The 15,422-nt window shown below is 65.9% G+C and carries 18 protein-coding genes, 1 tRNA gene and 1 pseudogene; 4 read left to right on the top strand and 16 right to left on the bottom strand.

The window, feature by feature from the left end; genetic code table 11:
* Nucleotides 1-76: 76 nt before the first annotated feature.
* Nucleotides 77-152, bottom strand: a tRNA-Ala gene (locus tag VIR62_RS05375).
* 224 nt (nucleotides 153-376) lie between these two features.
* On the opposite strand from VIR62_RS05375, the gene VIR62_RS05370 reads away from it, so the two are divergent.
* A complete protein-coding gene (locus VIR62_RS05370; protein WP_431869337.1) occupies nucleotides 377-1,402 on the top strand; it encodes a DUF2171 domain-containing protein in 1,026 nt (341 codons plus the stop codon).
* 125 nt (nucleotides 1,403-1,527) lie between these two features.
* Nucleotides 1,528-2,520 carry an NADP-dependent oxidoreductase gene (locus VIR62_RS05365; protein ID WP_431869335.1) on the top strand — a complete coding sequence of 331 codons (993 nt, stop codon included), beginning with the start codon at nucleotides 1,528-1,530 and terminating at the stop codon, nucleotides 2,518-2,520.
* A 6-nt stretch (nucleotides 2,521-2,526) separates the two neighbouring features.
* Here VIR62_RS05365 and VIR62_RS05360 read toward each other — a convergent pair.
* From VIR62_RS05360 to VIR62_RS05300, 13 genes and pseudogenes are all read right to left on the bottom strand, one after another.
* Nucleotides 2,527-3,222 (bottom strand): annotated as a pseudogene (locus tag VIR62_RS05360) (UdgX family uracil-DNA binding protein); the annotation flags it as partial.
* 33 nt (nucleotides 3,223-3,255) lie between these two features.
* The gene (locus tag VIR62_RS05355) at nucleotides 3,256-4,647 is read right to left on the bottom strand and encodes a peptide MFS transporter (RefSeq protein WP_431869333.1); all 1,392 of its coding nucleotides are present in this window, start codon (nucleotides 4,645-4,647) and stop codon (nucleotides 3,256-3,258) included.
* 77 nt (nucleotides 4,648-4,724) lie between these two features.
* Entirely contained in the window at nucleotides 4,725-4,934 is a 210-nt protein-coding gene (locus tag VIR62_RS05350) for a dodecin (protein WP_431869331.1), read from the bottom strand.
* Nucleotides 4,935-4,946: 12 nt separating this feature from the next.
* The gene (locus VIR62_RS05345) at nucleotides 4,947-5,354 is read right to left on the bottom strand and encodes a hypothetical protein (RefSeq protein ID WP_431869330.1); all 408 of its coding nucleotides are present in this window, start codon (nucleotides 5,352-5,354) and stop codon (nucleotides 4,947-4,949) included.
* 57 nt (nucleotides 5,355-5,411) lie between these two features.
* Nucleotides 5,412-5,900 carry a hypothetical protein gene (locus tag VIR62_RS05340; protein ID WP_431869328.1) on the bottom strand — a complete coding sequence of 163 codons (489 nt, stop codon included), beginning with the start codon at nucleotides 5,898-5,900 and terminating at the stop codon, nucleotides 5,412-5,414.
* Nucleotides 5,901-5,905: 5 nt separating this feature from the next.
* The gene (locus VIR62_RS05335; protein ID WP_431869326.1) at nucleotides 5,906-6,397 is read right to left on the bottom strand and encodes a demethoxyubiquinone hydroxylase family protein; all 492 of its coding nucleotides are present in this window, start codon (nucleotides 6,395-6,397) and stop codon (nucleotides 5,906-5,908) included.
* 53 nt (nucleotides 6,398-6,450) lie between these two features.
* Complete coding sequence (locus VIR62_RS05330; protein WP_431869324.1) at nucleotides 6,451-6,942, bottom strand: disulfide bond formation protein B; 492 nt, start codon at nucleotides 6,940-6,942, stop codon at nucleotides 6,451-6,453.
* 104 nt (nucleotides 6,943-7,046) lie between these two features.
* A complete protein-coding gene (locus tag VIR62_RS05325) occupies nucleotides 7,047-7,373 on the bottom strand; it encodes a hypothetical protein (RefSeq protein ID WP_431869323.1) in 327 nt (108 codons plus the stop codon).
* Between the two features lie 32 nt (nucleotides 7,374-7,405).
* On the bottom strand, nucleotides 7,406-8,740 hold the full coding sequence (locus VIR62_RS05320; protein ID WP_431869321.1) for a S41 family peptidase: 1,335 nt from the start codon (nucleotides 8,738-8,740) through the stop codon (nucleotides 7,406-7,408).
* 68 nt (nucleotides 8,741-8,808) lie between these two features.
* A complete protein-coding gene (locus VIR62_RS05315) occupies nucleotides 8,809-9,999 on the bottom strand; it encodes a murein hydrolase activator EnvC family protein (protein ID WP_431869320.1) in 1,191 nt (396 codons plus the stop codon).
* Between the two features lie 4 nt (nucleotides 10,000-10,003).
* Nucleotides 10,004-10,426, bottom strand: coding sequence for a 23S rRNA (pseudouridine(1915)-N(3))-methyltransferase RlmH (locus VIR62_RS05310; protein ID WP_431869319.1), 423 nt, complete (start codon nucleotides 10,424-10,426; stop codon nucleotides 10,004-10,006).
* 3 nt (nucleotides 10,427-10,429) lie between these two features.
* Entirely contained in the window at nucleotides 10,430-10,822 is a 393-nt protein-coding gene (gene rsfS / locus VIR62_RS05305; RefSeq protein ID WP_431869317.1) for a ribosome silencing factor, read from the bottom strand.
* Nucleotides 10,823-10,831: 9 nt separating this feature from the next.
* On the bottom strand, nucleotides 10,832-11,485 hold the full coding sequence (locus tag VIR62_RS05300; RefSeq protein ID WP_431869316.1) for a nicotinate-nucleotide adenylyltransferase: 654 nt from the start codon (nucleotides 11,483-11,485) through the stop codon (nucleotides 10,832-10,834).
* Nucleotides 11,486-11,575: 90 nt separating this feature from the next.
* Between VIR62_RS05300 and VIR62_RS05295 the strand changes: the two genes are divergently transcribed.
* Complete coding sequence (locus VIR62_RS05295) at nucleotides 11,576-12,694, top strand: DUF3667 domain-containing protein (RefSeq protein WP_431869315.1); 1,119 nt, start codon at nucleotides 11,576-11,578, stop codon at nucleotides 12,692-12,694.
* 46 nt (nucleotides 12,695-12,740) lie between these two features.
* Here the strand turns inward: VIR62_RS05295 and ftsH are convergent, their stop codons facing one another.
* On the bottom strand, nucleotides 12,741-14,687 hold the full coding sequence (gene ftsH, locus VIR62_RS05290; RefSeq protein WP_431869313.1) for an ATP-dependent zinc metalloprotease FtsH: 1,947 nt from the start codon (nucleotides 14,685-14,687) through the stop codon (nucleotides 12,741-12,743).
* A 133-nt stretch (nucleotides 14,688-14,820) separates the two neighbouring features.
* Between ftsH and VIR62_RS05285 the strand changes: the two genes are divergently transcribed.
* On the top strand, nucleotides 14,821-15,210 hold the full coding sequence (locus tag VIR62_RS05285; protein ID WP_431869312.1) for a hypothetical protein: 390 nt from the start codon (nucleotides 14,821-14,823) through the stop codon (nucleotides 15,208-15,210).
* On the opposite strand, the gene VIR62_RS05280 is transcribed toward VIR62_RS05285, so the two are convergent.
* Nucleotides 15,207-15,422: TilS substrate-binding domain-containing protein (locus tag VIR62_RS05280; protein WP_431869310.1), on the bottom strand; the 216-nt coding region annotated here is incomplete at its 5' end. The genes VIR62_RS05285 and VIR62_RS05280 overlap by 4 nt on opposite strands.

Genomic DNA, 15,422 nt, shown 5'->3' with positions numbered 1-15,422 from the left:
CTGTGGGACGAAAATGTGGGACTGCTGAAAGGGGTCTTGGCTACGTTATTGGAGAAACAAGCAACTTTTGCTTGAATGGTGGAGCCGAGGGGGATCGAACCCCTGACCTCTGCAGTGCGATTGCAGCGCTCTCCCAGCTGAGCTACGGCCCCGCGCCTTAAGGGCGAAGGCGCTTCCCATAGCGGCGGCCGACGCTGGGTGCAATGCGGCATTTTCAAGCGGCGGGTGCCGACGGATCTTCCGTCGCCCAACCGCAACGAGCTGGCTCTGGGGTCGGAACGAGGCCCCCTTCTCCTTCGTTTCATGATCGGAACGCAAGCGCGCGGCTTCCCACCCTCGCGGCATGTGAACCATCGGAAAAAGAAGGAGAATTTTTATGGCCTATCAACGCGGCGACTATCGATACGGCAATCAGTATCGCTCCCAGGATCGATGGCGCGACCGTGAGCGCGGATCGCGCTACGGCAGCGGCCAGGGCTATCGCGAGGATGACGATCGCGGCTTCTTCGATCGTGCCGGCGACGAGGTCCGTTCCTGGTTCGGCGACGAGGAAGCGGAGCGCCGCCGCGATCGCGACGTGCGCCGGTGGGAACGCGAGCAACGTGCTCTCGGCGACCGCTACCGGACCGGCAGCGACTTTGGCGGCGGCTACTATGGCAGCGACTTTGACCGCACTGACGACGAATATCCGAAGGGCGATTACGGCCAGGACACCAGCTACGTCAGTCGGCCGAGTTATGATCGGCCGGCGGATACCTGGGGTGGTTCCGGCTTTGGCGGCTACGAGGCCGGCGGGCGCCGTTTCGACCGGATCGATGCCGGCAGCACCGGCACGCACGGCGCCCATCCCATGTCGTCGGCGTCCGGTAGCGCCTATGGCGCTGGTTATGGCGTGACCTCATCGGGCTATGTCGGTTCGTCGGCCGTCTATGGGCGCTCCTATGGCGACATTCACGACCGCAACTATTCGGAATGGCGCCAGCGGCAGATGCAGCAGCTTGATCGCGACTATGATGAATATCGTCGTGAACATCAGTCCCAGTTCGAGCAGGAATTCGGCGGTTGGCGCGAGAGGCGCCAGAACCAGCGCCAGTCGCTGCGCAGCGTGACGGAGCATATGGAGGTGATGGGATCGGACGGAGAGCATATCGGCACGGTCGACAAGGTGCGTGGCGACCGCATCATCCTCACCAAGAGCGACCCAAGCGCCGGTGGGCATCATCATTCCATCCCCTGCTCCTGGATCGACCGGGTTGACGAGAAGGTGATGGTCAACAAGAGCTCGGCCGAGGCGATGGCCGCCTGGCGCGACGAGGACCGCAATCGGGCGCTCTTCGAACGGGAAGACCAGGGCAGCGAAGGCCCGCATATGCTGAACCGCAGCTTCTCCGGAACCTATTGAGGGCTTGATCCCCGGTCCTCGCGTCGATGAGGCGCGGGGACGAACTGAAGCCCGGCCCTTGTGCCGGGCTTTCTTTGCGGATGGCCGCGGGCTAGGTTGCGGATCGCAACGAACAGGAGACGGTCATGAGCGGCACGCGCGCCTGGCACCTCGCATCACGGCCTTCCGGGCTGCCCGACATGACGAACTTCGAACTAAAGGAAGTGGAACTGGAGCCCCTCGGCGAGGGGACGGTGCGGGTCGAGAACCGATGGCTGTCGGTCGATCCCTATATGCGCGGCCGGATGAACGACACGAAAAGCTATGTGCCGCCGTTCGAGATTGGCGCCCCGCTGCAGGGCGGGGCGGTCGGCAAGGTCGTCGAATCGAGTTCGCCCGACCTGGCGGTCGGTGACACGGTGTTCCACACCATGGGGTGGCGCGAGCAGGCGGTGGGCGAGGCAAAGCATTTCACCAAGGTGCCGGCGATGGGCGTGCCGGACGAGCAGTGGCTCGGCAATCTGGGCCTGACGGGCGCGACCGCCTATTTCGGCCTGCTGCGGGTGGCCGAGGCGAAGGAGGGCGACATCGTCTTCGTTTCGGCTGCGGCAGGGGCGGTGGGCTCGGCCGTGGTGCAGATCGCGAAGGCAAAGGGCATGACGGTGATCGGCTCGGCCGGCGGCGCGGAGAAATGTGCCTGGGTGCGCGAGCTCGGGGCGAACGCCGCGATCGATTACAAGGCGGGGCCGGTGGTGAAGCAGCTGATGGAGGCGGCGCCGAAGGGAATCGACGTCTATTTCGACAATGTCGGAGGCGACCATCTCGACGCGGCCTTCGCCTGCGCGCGCAACCAGGCCCGCTTCGCCATTTGCGGCATGATCGAGGACTACAATACCGGATCCAATCACGCCTTCCGCTACATCATGCGGATGATCGCGGCGCGCATCCGGATGCAGGGCTTCCTCTATTTCGATTTCCTGTCCGACATGCCGGATTTCTACCGCGACATGGGCGGCTGGATCGCAAGCGGGAAAGTGAAATCCCGCGAGACGGTGCGCGAGGGTATCGAGGCGGCGCCCCAGGCCTTTCTCGACCTCTTCTCCGGCGCGAACATGGGCAAGATGCTGGTGAAGCTCTAGCTTCACTCAGGCGAGCGCCTTGGCGCGCTCGCCGATCCGGTGGAGGTCCTCCACGAAGCGGGCATATTCGGCCTCCCGGTCATCGGGGACGCGGAGGAGAAAGCTCGGATGGACCGTCACCCAGGTCTCGCCCGCGTCCAGCGCGTGCGGCTTGCCGCGGGTGGCGGTGATGGTGACCACCTTTCCGAAAAGGGAACGGGCAGCGGTGGCACCTAGCGCGACGGTGACCGGCGGTCGGATCAGGGCTTGTTCCTGTTCGAGCCACCAGCGGCAGGCAGCGATCTCGCCCGTGTCCGGCTTCTGGTGGATGCGCCGCTTGCCGCGGCGCTCGAACTTGAAATGCTTGACCGCGTTGGTGACGTAGGCGGCGGCGCGGTCGACGCCGGCGTCCGTGAGCGCCTTGTCGAAGATGCCGCCGGCGGGCCCGACGAAGGGACGGCCGGCCAAATCCTCCTGATCCCCCGGCTGCTCGCCGACGAACAGGATGCGCGCGTCGAGCGGCCCCTCGCCGAACACTGTCTGGGTGCCGCATTTGTAGAGATGGCAGCGGGTACAGCCCTTGGCGTCCTTGAGGATGGCCTCCCAGGCGGCGAGCGCGTTGCCGCCCGGCTGGACCCGACGCTCAGCCGCATCGGCGGTGGCGAGGCCAGCCTTCTCCTCGCGGGTCAATCGTCTCAAACGTTCAGCCATGGACGCCTCGCGTCATTCAACGCGGGCGCTACTGACTTGCTCCCTTCAATCGGGAAGCGGCACGGGTTCCCGCTCCATGAGGCGTTTCGAGAGGAACAGCTTGAACAGCAGGAAAGCGACGCCGGAGACGGCGGCGAATCCGGCGTGCATGAGCCAGAAGCTGGTCGTGGGCATGGTCTCCAGAAAGCCGCCGACCCAGCCGACCATCGAATTGGCGGCGAAGAAGGCGAGATAGTAGAGGCCGATCACCGTCGCATTGATCGCCTTGGGGGCGAGCTTGGCGAACAGGGCGAGGCTGACGGGCAGCATGTGGGCGAAGCCGATGCTGTTCACGATGTGGAAGATAACCGGCCAGAAGAGGCCGATCTTCTCGCCTTCGCCCTGCGTCGCCGCGGCCATGAACAGGCAGAGCTGGCCGCCGATCGAGAAGATCGAGCCGATGATGATCTTGCCGAGCTCGTCCGGCTCTTTCCAATGCTTGCCGTACCAGCGGTAGAAGAGGGCGACGCCGGCGAGGAAGCTGACGCTGACGATCGCGTCGAGGGTCACGAGCCAAGTGGTGGGAAGCTTGGTGCCCATGAAGGTGAGGTCGAACTGCTGGTCGCCCCAGACCAGGTAGGCGTTGAAGATCTGGTTGTTGGGGACGATGCTGATGGCCATCACGGGAATGAGCAGGAGGAGGGCGATGAGGGCCGGCCAGTCGCCGGGCTGCATCCTGGCGGGCTCGACATGGCCCTTATGCTGCGGCTCGAAATGCTCCTTGGGCAGATATTTCTGGCCCGCGAGATAGATGGTGAGGCCGATCAGCATGCCGACGCCGGCGGCGCCGAAGCCGTAATGCCAGCCATAAACTTCGCCAAGCGTGCCGACGATCAGCGGCGAGGCGATCACGCCGGCGTTGATGCCGAGATAGAAGATCTGGAAGGCGTCGGCGCGGCGGTTGTCCTCGGGGCCGTAGAGCGCGCCGACCTGGCTCGCGATATTGCCCTTGAACATGCCCGAGCCGAGGATGAGGCAGAGGAGGGCGAGGAGGAAGGTCAGCTCGAACGCCATCAGGAAATGCCCGGCGGCCATAGTGACGGCGCCGAGCAGCACGGTGCGGCGCTTGCCGAGCACGCGGTCGGCGAGCCAGCCGCCGAGGATGGGCGTCAGGTAGACGGACGCCGCATAGGTGCCGAAGATGGCGGATGCGAGGGCCTGTCCGTCGAGGCCGCCGTAGAGCGTGCGAAACTGTTCGAAGCCGCCGATATTCTCGATATGCCCGGGTAGCAGCAGCTCGTTGACCATGTAGAGGACGAGCAAGGCCTGCATGCCGTAGAAGGAAAAGCGCTCCCAGGCTTCGGTGAAGGCGAGATAGCCGAGACCCTTGGGATGGCCGAGGAAGGCGCGGTCGTCGCGGTCGACGTCCAGCTCGGGCGTGGCTTCGGCTACGGTCATGGGCTCCCCTCCCCTCAAAGGCTGGCGCGCACCCTATCGGTTATCGGCCACCGCGCCAGAGCCTTTTTCGAGAGCGGTCAATCCCGGACGGTAAAGCCGATGCGGAGCGTTACCTGGTAATGGGCCACCTTGCCGTTCGCGACATGGCCGCGGGTTTCTTTGACTTCGAACCAGCCGATGTCGCTGACCGTCCGGGCGGTGCGGGCGATGGCGCCTTCGATGGCATCCTCGATGCTGGTCGACGAGCTGCCGACGACTTCGACGATCTTGTAGATGTGGTCGCTCATGCTTGGCCTCCCCTAGGGTTGCGGTTGGTCCTGCTCCATCCGCCGCCGCTCCTGGCGGGCCTGGCGGACCATTTGCGCCCAGCAACCGGTGAAACCGGACGGGCCGACGGGGGAGCAGCTCTGGATCCCGGTCGCGCCGACATATTCGAAGCTTTCGACGCGCGATGCCCAGGCCTCGCTTTCGGGATCATCTTCGGTCGCTTCGTCGCGCAGTTCCTCGGGAATGCGATAGCGTTCGGTCTCAGGGAGACGGGCACAGACGGTGATTTCGTCGCCGGTGCTCGGCGGGCAGGGATCGTCGCCATAGACGACGACCCGTTCCACCCGTTCCGGTACAGGAGCGATCGGATCGGCAGGTTCCTGCGCCAGCGCCGGGGCCGTGCCGGCAAGGATCGCGGCGATGGGGATGACGCGCTTCATGGCGGCCTCCGTTTCCAGTCTCGCGGGACTAAGGGCCGAAGGCGATGCTTTGTTCCCCTATTCGGCGGGGTTCGACCCCTGCTCGACCGCCTCGGCCTCGGCGTCGATGCGGCCGAGCCGCTCCTGGCGCGCTTCCGCGATCAGGCGGTTCCAGTTCACGGAATCCCGGCCCTGCCGCTCCGCGCGTGCCTTGCGGACCATCTCCTCGTAGCAGCCGGTCATTCCGCCAGGACCGACGGGGGAGCAGCTGCCGATTCCCGAGCGGCCGACATATTGCAGCTCGGTGGCGCGCTCGGTCCAGGTCTCTATCGTCTTGTCGCCGGTCTCGTTGCGCAGATTCTCGGGGATGCGATAGCGGTCCGCCTCGGGCTTCCTCGCGCACACCACGATCTCGTCGGCTGTGCTCTGGGGGCACGGGTCGTCGCCATAGACGATGAGCTGGCTGATCCGCTCGCCGCCGGGCGCGGGCACGGCCGTCTCCTGGGCGACGGCGGGGACGGAAAGCAGGACGGCGGCGCCGGCTGCGGCAAGGAACAGTGGCTTCATGAAACTCAGATCCTCTTGGAAAGGGCGATGGCGGCGCGGCAGCCGGCACGGATGAAGGCGGAGAGGACGGGATAGCCGAGCGCATTCTCGGCACCTGCGGCGATGGCGGCGTCGCGATGCTCCAGCTCCTCGGCCTGAAACTCGGCGATGGTCGCGGCGAGGTCCGGATCGTCGTCGCCCAGCGCCTTCAGCTGCTCGGAATAATGCTTGTCGATCTCGGTCTCGACGGCGGCGGTGCAGGCCATGGCGGCCTCTGGTCCCATCAGCGCGGTGGCCGCCCCAAGCGCATGGCCGGCGACCTTCCAGAGCGGCTGGAGCAGGGTCGGACGGACGCCGCGGTCGGCGATCAGCCGGTCGAATTCCTCCAGGTGGCGCTGCTCCTGGGTGGCCATTCGCGCGATCGTGCGGGAACAGGGGTGGCGGTCGCCGAGCACGGCGAGCTGGCCCGCATATATACGGGTCGCGCCATATTCGCCGGCCTGATCGACGCGGATCATGGCGTCCTTGTCGGCGCGGCCGTCACCGGGACGCCAGCCAGAGGCAGGAGAAGTTACGCCGTCGCCGGGCGGGGTCGTCTGAGGCTCAGCCATAGAATCACCAATGCGGACGAAATCGACAATAACGCATTCCAGCCCGCCATCGAAATGCCCAGGAACGACCACTGGACTTGGTCGCAGCGGATCAGCGGCGTCGCCATGATATTGGCGAGCAGATCGGCGCTCGATCCGCCCGATATCGAGGCGGTGCACGCCGTTATGCCCTCGAATACGCCTATCTCGACCCCCGCATGATAGACCCCGATGGCGCCGCTCACGAAAATGGCGAGGCCCGCGAGCCAGACGAGGCTCCGGCCCCTGTCCGCCGCGCCCCTCAAGGCGAAGGAGCCGATCGCCAGCGCGACCGCCGCATAATGGGGCCAGCGTTGCCAATGGCACATGTCGCAAGGATGCAGCCCGCCAATATATTGCGAGCCGAGCGCCCCGGCGAGAAGCGCCGCCGGGACGAGCAACGCCAAAAGGCGCGCCTTGTCGAGGCTGGTCACAGAGGCTTTCCCGGCATGCAAGTTCCTACGGCGTTCGCGTCGCCTCTACCCCATGCGCGATGGTAGCTGCAATCGGGCTGAACGGCCTGTGCGACGGGGGGCCGTCAAACAAGCCAGAGCGCCATCACGAACGAGAAGCCTCCCCAGATCAAGACCGCCAGCGCGCGCAGTCCCGCGTTGAACGCGAATTCGGCGGCATTGTCGTTCCTGTAAAAGGCGTAGACGAGACGCTCTCCCAGCGCCAATCCAATGCCCGCCACGATCGCATATTCGATCATGCTGTCGATCGGGGCGTGAATGTAGCCCAGGTAGAAGGGCAGGGCGAGAACGGCGATAATGCTCACGCCCGCATCGGTCCAGAAGTCGTCGGAGACGTCCACGGAACGAATATCGCAGTTTCCCGCCGCCCCTTCAACACCGGCCGCGGCCAATCCGTGGGGCCTGGCGAAGCGGTGCGTTGCCGTCAGCGCGTGCCCGTCTTCTTCGGCGCCGCCGCCATCTGCGTGTTGGCCAGGCGAGCGACGGCCTGGACGGCATAATGGAGCTGGTAGTCCTCGATGCCCTTCTTTTCCAGCTCCTCGGCGGTGGCGGTGAAGCGGGGGTCGGGCTTGCCGTCCTCCTGAATCACCTCGTCCTCGACCTTGAGCTCGTTGATGAGGTGGCGGCGAAGGTCGGACTCGCGGAAGGTCGGGCGGTCCTTGTAATCCGGGTCGGACAGCTGCGGCACCGCGATGTCCGGCTTGATGCCGCCTTCCTGCACCGACCGGCCCGACGGCGTGAAGTAGCGGGCGGTCGTGAGGCGGAGCGCGGTGTCGCTGGACAGCGGCAGCAAGGTCTGGACCGAGCCCTTGCCGAAGCTGCGCTCGCCCATGACGATGGCGCGGTGATGGTCCTGGAGCGCGCCGGCGACGATCTCGGCGGCCGAGGCGCTGCCGGCGTCGACCAGCACGACGATCGGAAGGCCGTCCGCGGCGTCGCCCGGCCGGGCATAATAGCGTTCGATGTCGCTCTTCTCGCGGCCGCGCTGGGAGACGATCTCGCCATGCTCCAGGAAGGCGTCGGACAGGCTGATCGCCTCGTCGAGCAGGCCGCCGGGGTTGGAGCGAAGGTCGAGGATGTAGCCCAGGGGCTCGCCGCCGAGCGACTTCTCGATGCCGGTGAAGGCGGCGAGGACGGAGTCCGTCGTCGTCTTGTTGAAGGTGTTGACGTTGATGATGCCGACACGGTCCTTCACTTCCCATTTGACGGCGGGAAGCTCGATGATGGCGCGGGTGATCTGGACGTCGAACGGCTTGTCTCGGCCGGGGCGGACGATCGTGAGCACGGTCGACGTGCCGGGCTTGCCCCGCATCTCCTCGACCGCCTCGTCGAGCGTGCCACCGTAGATGAGCTTGCCGTCCAGGTGCGTGATATAATCGCCCGCCTTGATGCCGGCGCGCTCGGCCGGCGTGTCCTCGGTCGGCGCGATCACCTTCACCGCGCCGTCCTCGAGAGTGACGGTGAGGCCGAGGCCGCCATATTCGCCATCGGTCGTCATCATCAGGCTCTTGAAGCCAGTTTCATCGAGATAGGAGCTGTGCGGATCGAGGCTGGCGAGCATGCCGTCGATGGCGCCCCGGATCAGCGTCTTGTCATCAACCTGCTCGACATATTCGGAGCGGACGCGCTCGAACACGTCCATGAACTGGTCGAGCTCGCGATAGGTATCGACGTCGACGGCGGCGATGGCGGCGGTCGCGGCGGGGATGAGGGCGATAGCGCTGACGAGGCCGAGCGCGGGGAGAAGATTTTTGGCCATTGGAAATCCTGCTTACGCGTTTCTTGGGCTTCTACAGCCTTTTTAGCATGACGAAAAGCAACGCCGCCTTAACCGGAAAGGGCGAGCAACGGTGCGATCGGGAAGGGGCGGCCGTTGCGACGCAGCTCCACCGTGACGCGCGGCTCGTCGGAGCCGGCGCTGCCGAGGAGATCGCCTCGCTTGACCCTGTCGCCTACCCGAACCTCCAATGCGGCAAGATGAGTGACGAGGGTCGTCCAGCCGGAGCCGTGATCGACGATCACGATGCCGCCATAGTCCCTGAAATCTCCCGCATAAGCGATGCGGCCGTCGCGTGGGGCCACGACTCGGGCGCCCGCGTCGGTGGCGAAGGTGAGGCCGCGCGCATGCACGCCCGCGTCCGAAATCTCGCCCATGCCGCGCACCAGCCTGCCCTGGACCGGAAGAATGTAGGGTATCCGGCGCGCATCGCGCTGTATCGACTGGGATGGCGCCCGATCCCCTGTCGAGGGACGGAGGGCTGGACCGGGCAGGTCGGACAGGCTTTCGCGGATTTTGGCCTGATATTCGCGCGTGCTCATCACCGTGGCCAGATCGCGGGCTTCCTCGCCCAGAGCGAGCGCGCGGTCGGACTCGAAGAGGGCCGACTGGATGAGGTTCTGCGAGCGAAGCCGCTGATCGGCCTCGAACCGGGCAAGCGCGACCCGCTCCGCCTTCAATTCCGCCCGACTATCGACGAGCGCGGCCTTCGCGAGCGCCGCCTGGTCGCGCAGCTGATTGCCCGCCTCGACTTCTTCGCGAAGCGCGGCGGTGCGCGCGCGGATGACCGGAAGCGTGGAGGCCAGCAGGGCGCGGACATGGACGGCGTCGTCGAGCGAGCCGGGCTGGACCAGCGCCAGCGCCGGCGGGCGGCGGGCCATCATCTGTAGGGCGGCGGTGAGGCGGATCACCGGTCCCTGCCGCTCGGCAAGGCGGGCGCGCTGATCCGCGCGCATCGCCTCGACGATGCGCAGGCGGGTTTCGGCGGCGGTGATATCCGCTTCGGCCGCCTGAATGCGGGCGGCGATCGCCTCGGCCTGGGCGCGCGCCCGTTCGGCCTCGCTGGCTGCCTGAGCCGCCTGCTTGTCCAGCCGCTCGGAACGCCGCGTGGCTTCCTCGGCTTGCTGCTTGGCGAGCGACAGGGCTGCCGCTTCGCTGGGCGTAGCCTGGCCCTGCGCGGCGGCCAGTCCACTGGCGATGGTGGCCAGCAGGACGAGCGGGACAAGAAGACGGCGCATCATCCTCTTATCCTTCGCGATGATAGGGGTGGTTCGCAAGGATGCTGGTCGCCCTCCATAATTGTTCCGCGAGCATGGCGCGTACGAGGAGGTGCGGCCAGGTTGCCTTGCCGAAGGCGAGGAGAAGATCGGCACCGGCGCGGGCTTCGTCGTCGAAGCCGTCGGCGCCGCCGATCAAGAACCGCGCCTCTCGCCTGCCGTCGTCGCGCCAGCGTTCAAGCTTTTGCGCGAAGGCCAGAGAGCCAAGCTGCTCCCCTTTCTCGTCGAGAAGGACGGTGACGCCGCTCTCGACGGGCGCGGGAAGCCTGCCGCCGCTTTCCGGCAGCTCCGTCAGCTTGGTCGGCCAGGCGATCCGCTTCAGATAGCGATCGACCAGCTCGGCCTCGGGTCCGCGCCCGATCTTCCCCCGCGCGACGATGTGCAGGAGCAAGGGTCAGCCGCTCGCGGGCGCGGCGGCGCTCTCCTCGAAGGCCCACATGCGCTCGAGATTGTAGAAGCTGCGGACTTCGGGCCGGAACAGGTGGACGATGACGTCCTCGGCATCGATCAGGACCCAGTCGGCGACCGGCAGTCCCTCGACGCGAACGGCGCGGCCGAGATCCTGCTTGATCCGCTCGGTTAGCTTCTGCGCCATCGACGCGACCTGCCGGGTCGAGCGCCCGGAGGCGATGACCATATGGTCGGCGATGCTGGATTTGCCGGCGAGGGGAATTGAGACGACGTCTACGGCCTGGTCATCGTCTAAAGAGCGAAGCACGAGATCATGCAGGGCTTCGACCCGTTCATGAGCTCCGTTGTCACGCGGAGCAGGTGCTGGTGCTGGCAAAATGCCTCCTTACATCAATGGCCGCCGCGTCACGCCGTCGCGGAGGGCCATGGGGTTGGGTGATGGGTTCAACGATTTCGCTGGCGATTGGTGCCAGTCGGGATCGGCGGCACGCAAGGCGGTGGCTGACGTCGGATCGGGCGGCAATTTGAGCAGCACGAGCGCGGGCAGTCTCCACCTCGTCCAATGCCTGGCCTTGTTTGCGGGCCGGACGAAGCGCCGCAACCAGCCCATCGCGCGAGCCGCATGGGCGCCGCCATCATATCCCGGCCGCGACACGACCGCAATCGGAACCGTCGCCGCGATCCTCCGCCAGTCGCGCCAGCGGTGGAACTGGGCGAGATTGTCCGCGCCCATCAGCCAAATGAAGCGATTGCGGCGGAAGCGCCTGGTCAGCGCGTCCAGCGTGTCGATCGTGTAGCGGGTACCGAGCTCCCGCTCTATCGCGGTGACGCGGATGGGAAGACCTTCGGCCGCGTCCCGGGCCGATCGAAATCGCGCGGGCAGGGGGGCCATGTCTTCCGCGGATTTCATGGGATTTCCCGGCGAGACCAGCCACCATATCTCGTGCAGGTCGAGCGCCTCCATCGCCGCGACGCTGATCCGCCGGTGCCCCTGATGGGCGGGATTGAAGGAGCCGCCGAGGAGGCCGATTTTCCGCATGCCCGTGCGATAGCATGGCGAAGGCGAAGCGCGAACGCCCTCGACGATTCCACCGTTCTGGGGCAAATGGCCCGGGGACAGGGGAGTAACATGGTCGAAGGCATTGAAGGCGTTGGCGATGCGGTGACCGGAGGCGTCATCGCGCGTGCGGTCGAGCCGAAAGCGGGTGAATCGCCGGCGGCGGAGGAGCATCCGGAGACCTGCCTCAATTGCGGCGCCGCGCTGGTGGGGTCGTATTGCCACGATTGCGGACAGTCCGGGCATGTTCACCGGACCCTCACCGCCTGGTGGCACGACCTCGTGCACGGCGTCCTCCATCTCGACGGCAAGGTCTGGCGGACTTTGCCTTTGCTCGCCTGGAAGCCAGGCGAGCTGACGCGGCGCTATGTCGAGGGGGAGCGCGCGAAATTCGTATCGCCGCTGGGGCTTTTCCTCTTCTCCGTCTTCCTGATGTTCGCGGTGTTCAGTATGGTGGGCGGGCCCTTCACGGCCGACGATAATGTGTTCGATCGCCCTGAGGCCATCCAGGAGCTGCGCGAAGAGCAGACCCAGTTGCGGGAAACGCTTGATGACCTCCGGTCCGAGCGTGAAACCCTGGCGGCCGCGAAAGGGCCGACCGAAACCGTCGACGGCCGTATCGAGGAATCCGAGCGCGAACTCGCCGTAATGGAGCGGACCGCCAGGATATTTGCTTCGGGGACCGAAGAAGAGGTTCAAGCGGAACTCGATAGGGAAACCCGAGAAGTCCAAAGCGGTGCGGAGACCGGCTGGAGCGTGTTTGACACCGTGATCGGCAACTTCGGCAAGAATCCGTCGCTCATGGCCTACAAGATCCAGACCAACGCCTATAAATTCTCCTGGGCGCTGATCCCGATCTCGGTGCCGTTTCTCTGGCTGCTCTTCCTCCACCGGAGGCGATATCGGGAATATCGCGCCTACGATCACACGGTTTTCGTCACTTACTCGATCGCGTTCATGAGCCTGGGCCTGATCGCGCTCAGCCTGCTGCGGCCGCTCGGTATCGACGGGTCGATCGTCCAGCTGGCGATATTGATCATCCCGCCGCTCCACATCTATCGGCAGCTGAAGGGTGCCTACCAGCTGTCCCGCTGGAGCGCCCTGTGGCGGACGTTCACGCTGGTGATTTTCGCCTTCATTGCCGCCAGCCTGTTCTTCTCGCTGCTGGTGACGGCGGGCGCGATGACATAAAAGGCGGCCCGCTCGCGCCGACCGCCTTTCAGCATTTCCAACCGGATCAGGCGCCTTGCGGGGCCGGACCGCCGAGGCCGCCGCGCGGGCGGCGGGTGCTGGGGATGGATGATCCGGCGGCAGGAAGGATGGGGCGCTTGTTCGAAGGATCCTCGCGGCCGATATCCTCGCCCTTGATCGCCTTCTTCGCTTCCTCGCCGTTCAAGGTCTCGAACTCGAGAAGCGCGCCCGCCAGCCTATGGAGCTCGTCGAGGTGGTCGGTCAGCACCTTGCGAGCGGTTGCCTCGGCTTCCTCGATCAGCTTGCGGATTTCCTGGTCGATGGTCCGGGCAGTATCTTCGGAGACGCTCTGGTTGCGCGCGACCGAGTGGCCAAGGAACACCTCTTCCTGATTGTCGCGGTAGCGCAGCCAGCCGAGTTTTTCGGACATGCCATATTCCATGACCATCGAGCGGGCCATGTCGGTCGCCTGCTGGATGTCGTTCGACGCGCCGGTGTTGAGCTCGTCTACGCCGTAGATGAGTTGCTCGGCGATACGGCCGCCGAAGCAGAGCGCGAGACGCGCCTTCATCTGCTTCATGGTCATCGAATAGCGGTCACGGTCGGGCAGATTCCAGGTGACGCCCAAGGCGCGGCCGCGCGGGATGATCGTGACCTTGTGCAACGGATCGCAGCCCGGCACGTGCAGCGAGACGAGCGCGTGGCCGGCCTCGTGATAGGCGGTCGACTTCTTCTCGTCCTCGGTCATGACCATGGACTTCCTCTCGGCGCCCATCATGACCTTGTCCTTGGCCAGCTCGAACTCGTTCATCGCGACCAGGCGCTTGCCCATGCGCGCGGCCAGCAGCGCCGCCTCGTTGACGAGGTTGGCGAGATCGGCGCCCGAGAAGCCGGGCGTGCCGCGAGCGATAGTGCGCGGATCGACGTCGGGCGCCAGCGGCACTTTCTTCATATGCACGGCGAGAATCTTCTCGCGACCCTCGATATCCGGACGCGGCACGACGACCTGGCGGTCGAAGCGGCCCGGACGCAGCAGCGCCGGATCGAGCACGTCGGGCCGGTTCGTCGCGGCGATGATGATGATGCCTTCGTTGGCCTCGAAGCCGTCCATTTCGACGAGGAGCTGGTTCAACGTTTGCTCGCGCTCGTCATTGCCGTTGCCGAGACCGGCGCCGCGATGGCGGCCGACCGCGTCGATCTCGTCGATGAAGACGATGCAGGGGGCGTTCTTTTTGGCCTGCTCAAACATGTCACGGACGCGGCTGGCGCCGACGCCGACGAACATCTCGACGAAGTCGGAGCCCGAGATAGTGAAGAAGGGGACGTTGGCCTCACCGGCGATGGCGCGGGCGAGGAGGGTCTTGCCGGTGCCGGGGCTGCCGACGAGAAGGGCGCCCTTGGGAATTTTTCCGCCCAGCCGCGCGAACTTGGTCGGGTCCTTCAGGAACTCGACGATCTCCTGCAGCTCCTCGCGCGCTTCGTCGATGCCGGCGACGTCGTCGAAGGTGACGCGGCCGTGCTTCTCGGTCAGCATCCGCGCTTTCGACTTGCCGAAGCCCATCGCGCCGGAGCCCGCATTCTTCTGCATCTGGCGCATCACGAAGAAGGCGATGCCGAGGATCAAAAGGAAGGGCAGCGACTGATAGAGGAGGATCAGCCACACGCTCGTCTGCTGCTCGGGCTCGGCCGAAAAGGCGATGCCGTTCTGCTTCAGGCGGTCTACCAGCTGCGGATCCTGCGGCGCATAGGTACGGAACTCGGTGCCGTTGGTGAGCGCGCCCGAAATCACGTCCTTCTGGATGACGACCTGCTTCACCGACCCTTCATCGACCCGATTCAGGAACTCCGAATAGGCCATGCCCTCGCCCGACGCGGCCGGTCCGCCGCCGTCGACGATCTGCACGAACAGGACCAGCGCGAGCAATATGCCCGCCCAGATGAAGAGGCTCTTCATCCATGGATTGCCCTGGGGTTCCTTCTGGTCGTCGTTCATACGGCTGCCCTGAAAAAATGTGGTTCCCGCCCTAGATAGGATCGGGGCGCGCGTAGGACAATGTAGGATTGTAGGGTGAACGGGGAATTGATGAGCGGTCGCGCGGCTGGGCGCCGTCTGCTATTTCCTGCCGATGCCAACGATCCGCACCGCCGGCCTCCTTGTCGCCCTCGCGGCGATGGGATGCGCTCCGGCCGAACCATCGGGTGTCACGGAAGCGCCAACCGACCTGCCATCAGCCACTGTCGCGATCGGCGAGACGACGCGGGTGGACGGCGTCCCCGTGACGCCGCTCGCGGTCCTGGAAGACAGCCGCTGCGCCAGGGATGTGGCCTGCGTGTGGGCCGGAAGAGTGCGCATCCGCATCCGGATCGATGCGGACAATGGCAGCCGGGAGATGGAAATGGAGCTCGGCGAGCCCACGCAGGCCGGAATAACCCTGTCGGCGGTCCGCCCCGAGCGCCTGTCCAATGCCCCGATCGAACCCGGCGCCTACCGCTTCACCTTCGCGCCGGTGCGCTAGGCCTCGTTTCGGCGAGGCGGAGCGGAGACGAACCTCCACTTGGGGCCGCCGGTGCATTTGACACCGGCGAGGGTGGCGGTTTCGTGGGCATCGAGGCGGGCGAGGAGGCGGGTGAGGTCTTCGCCGCGCGGGGCGGGGGCGCCGAACTCGCCGAGCGCGCGGGCGAGGAGGCGGCGCTTCAGCTCGGGCGGCAGACCGGCGGCATCGACGGT

The sequence above is a fragment of the Allosphingosinicella sp. genome (genome assembly GCF_036570505.1).
GTDB lineage: Bacteria > Pseudomonadota > Alphaproteobacteria > Sphingomonadales > Sphingomonadaceae > Allosphingosinicella.
This window is presented reverse-complemented; position numbering and strand designations above follow the sequence as displayed.

Coding starts and splice junctions, on each gene's coding strand:
- VIR62_RS05320 (WP_431869321.1), bottom strand. CDS start 8,740: ATGGCCAAAAATCTTCTCCCCGCGCTCGGCCTCGTCAGCGCTATCGCC.
- VIR62_RS05370 (WP_431869337.1), top strand. CDS start 377: ATGGCCTATCAACGCGGCGACTATCGATACGGCAATCAGTATCGCTCC.
- VIR62_RS05350 (WP_431869331.1), bottom strand. CDS start 4,934: ATGAGCGACCACATCTACAAGATCGTCGAAGTCGTCGGCAGCTCGTCG.
- VIR62_RS05295 (WP_431869315.1), top strand. CDS start 11,576: ATGGTCGAAGGCATTGAAGGCGTTGGCGATGCGGTGACCGGAGGCGTC.
- ftsH (WP_431869313.1), bottom strand. CDS start 14,687: ATGAACGACGACCAGAAGGAACCCCAGGGCAATCCATGGATGAAGAGC.
- VIR62_RS05345 (WP_431869330.1), bottom strand. CDS start 5,354: ATGAAGCGCGTCATCCCCATCGCCGCGATCCTTGCCGGCACGGCCCCG.
- VIR62_RS05365 (WP_431869335.1), top strand. CDS start 1,528: ATGAGCGGCACGCGCGCCTGGCACCTCGCATCACGGCCTTCCGGGCTG.
- VIR62_RS05300 (WP_431869316.1), bottom strand. CDS start 11,485: ATGCGGAAAATCGGCCTCCTCGGCGGCTCCTTCAATCCCGCCCATCAG.
- VIR62_RS05315 (WP_431869320.1), bottom strand. CDS start 9,999: ATGATGCGCCGTCTTCTTGTCCCGCTCGTCCTGCTGGCCACCATCGCC.
- VIR62_RS05285 (WP_431869312.1), top strand. CDS start 14,821: ATGCCAACGATCCGCACCGCCGGCCTCCTTGTCGCCCTCGCGGCGATG.
- VIR62_RS05340 (WP_431869328.1), bottom strand. CDS start 5,900: ATGAAGCCACTGTTCCTTGCCGCAGCCGGCGCCGCCGTCCTGCTTTCC.
- VIR62_RS05355 (WP_431869333.1), bottom strand. CDS start 4,647: ATGACCGTAGCCGAAGCCACGCCCGAGCTGGACGTCGACCGCGACGAC.
- VIR62_RS05335 (WP_431869326.1), bottom strand. CDS start 6,397: ATGATCCGCGTCGATCAGGCCGGCGAATATGGCGCGACCCGTATATAT.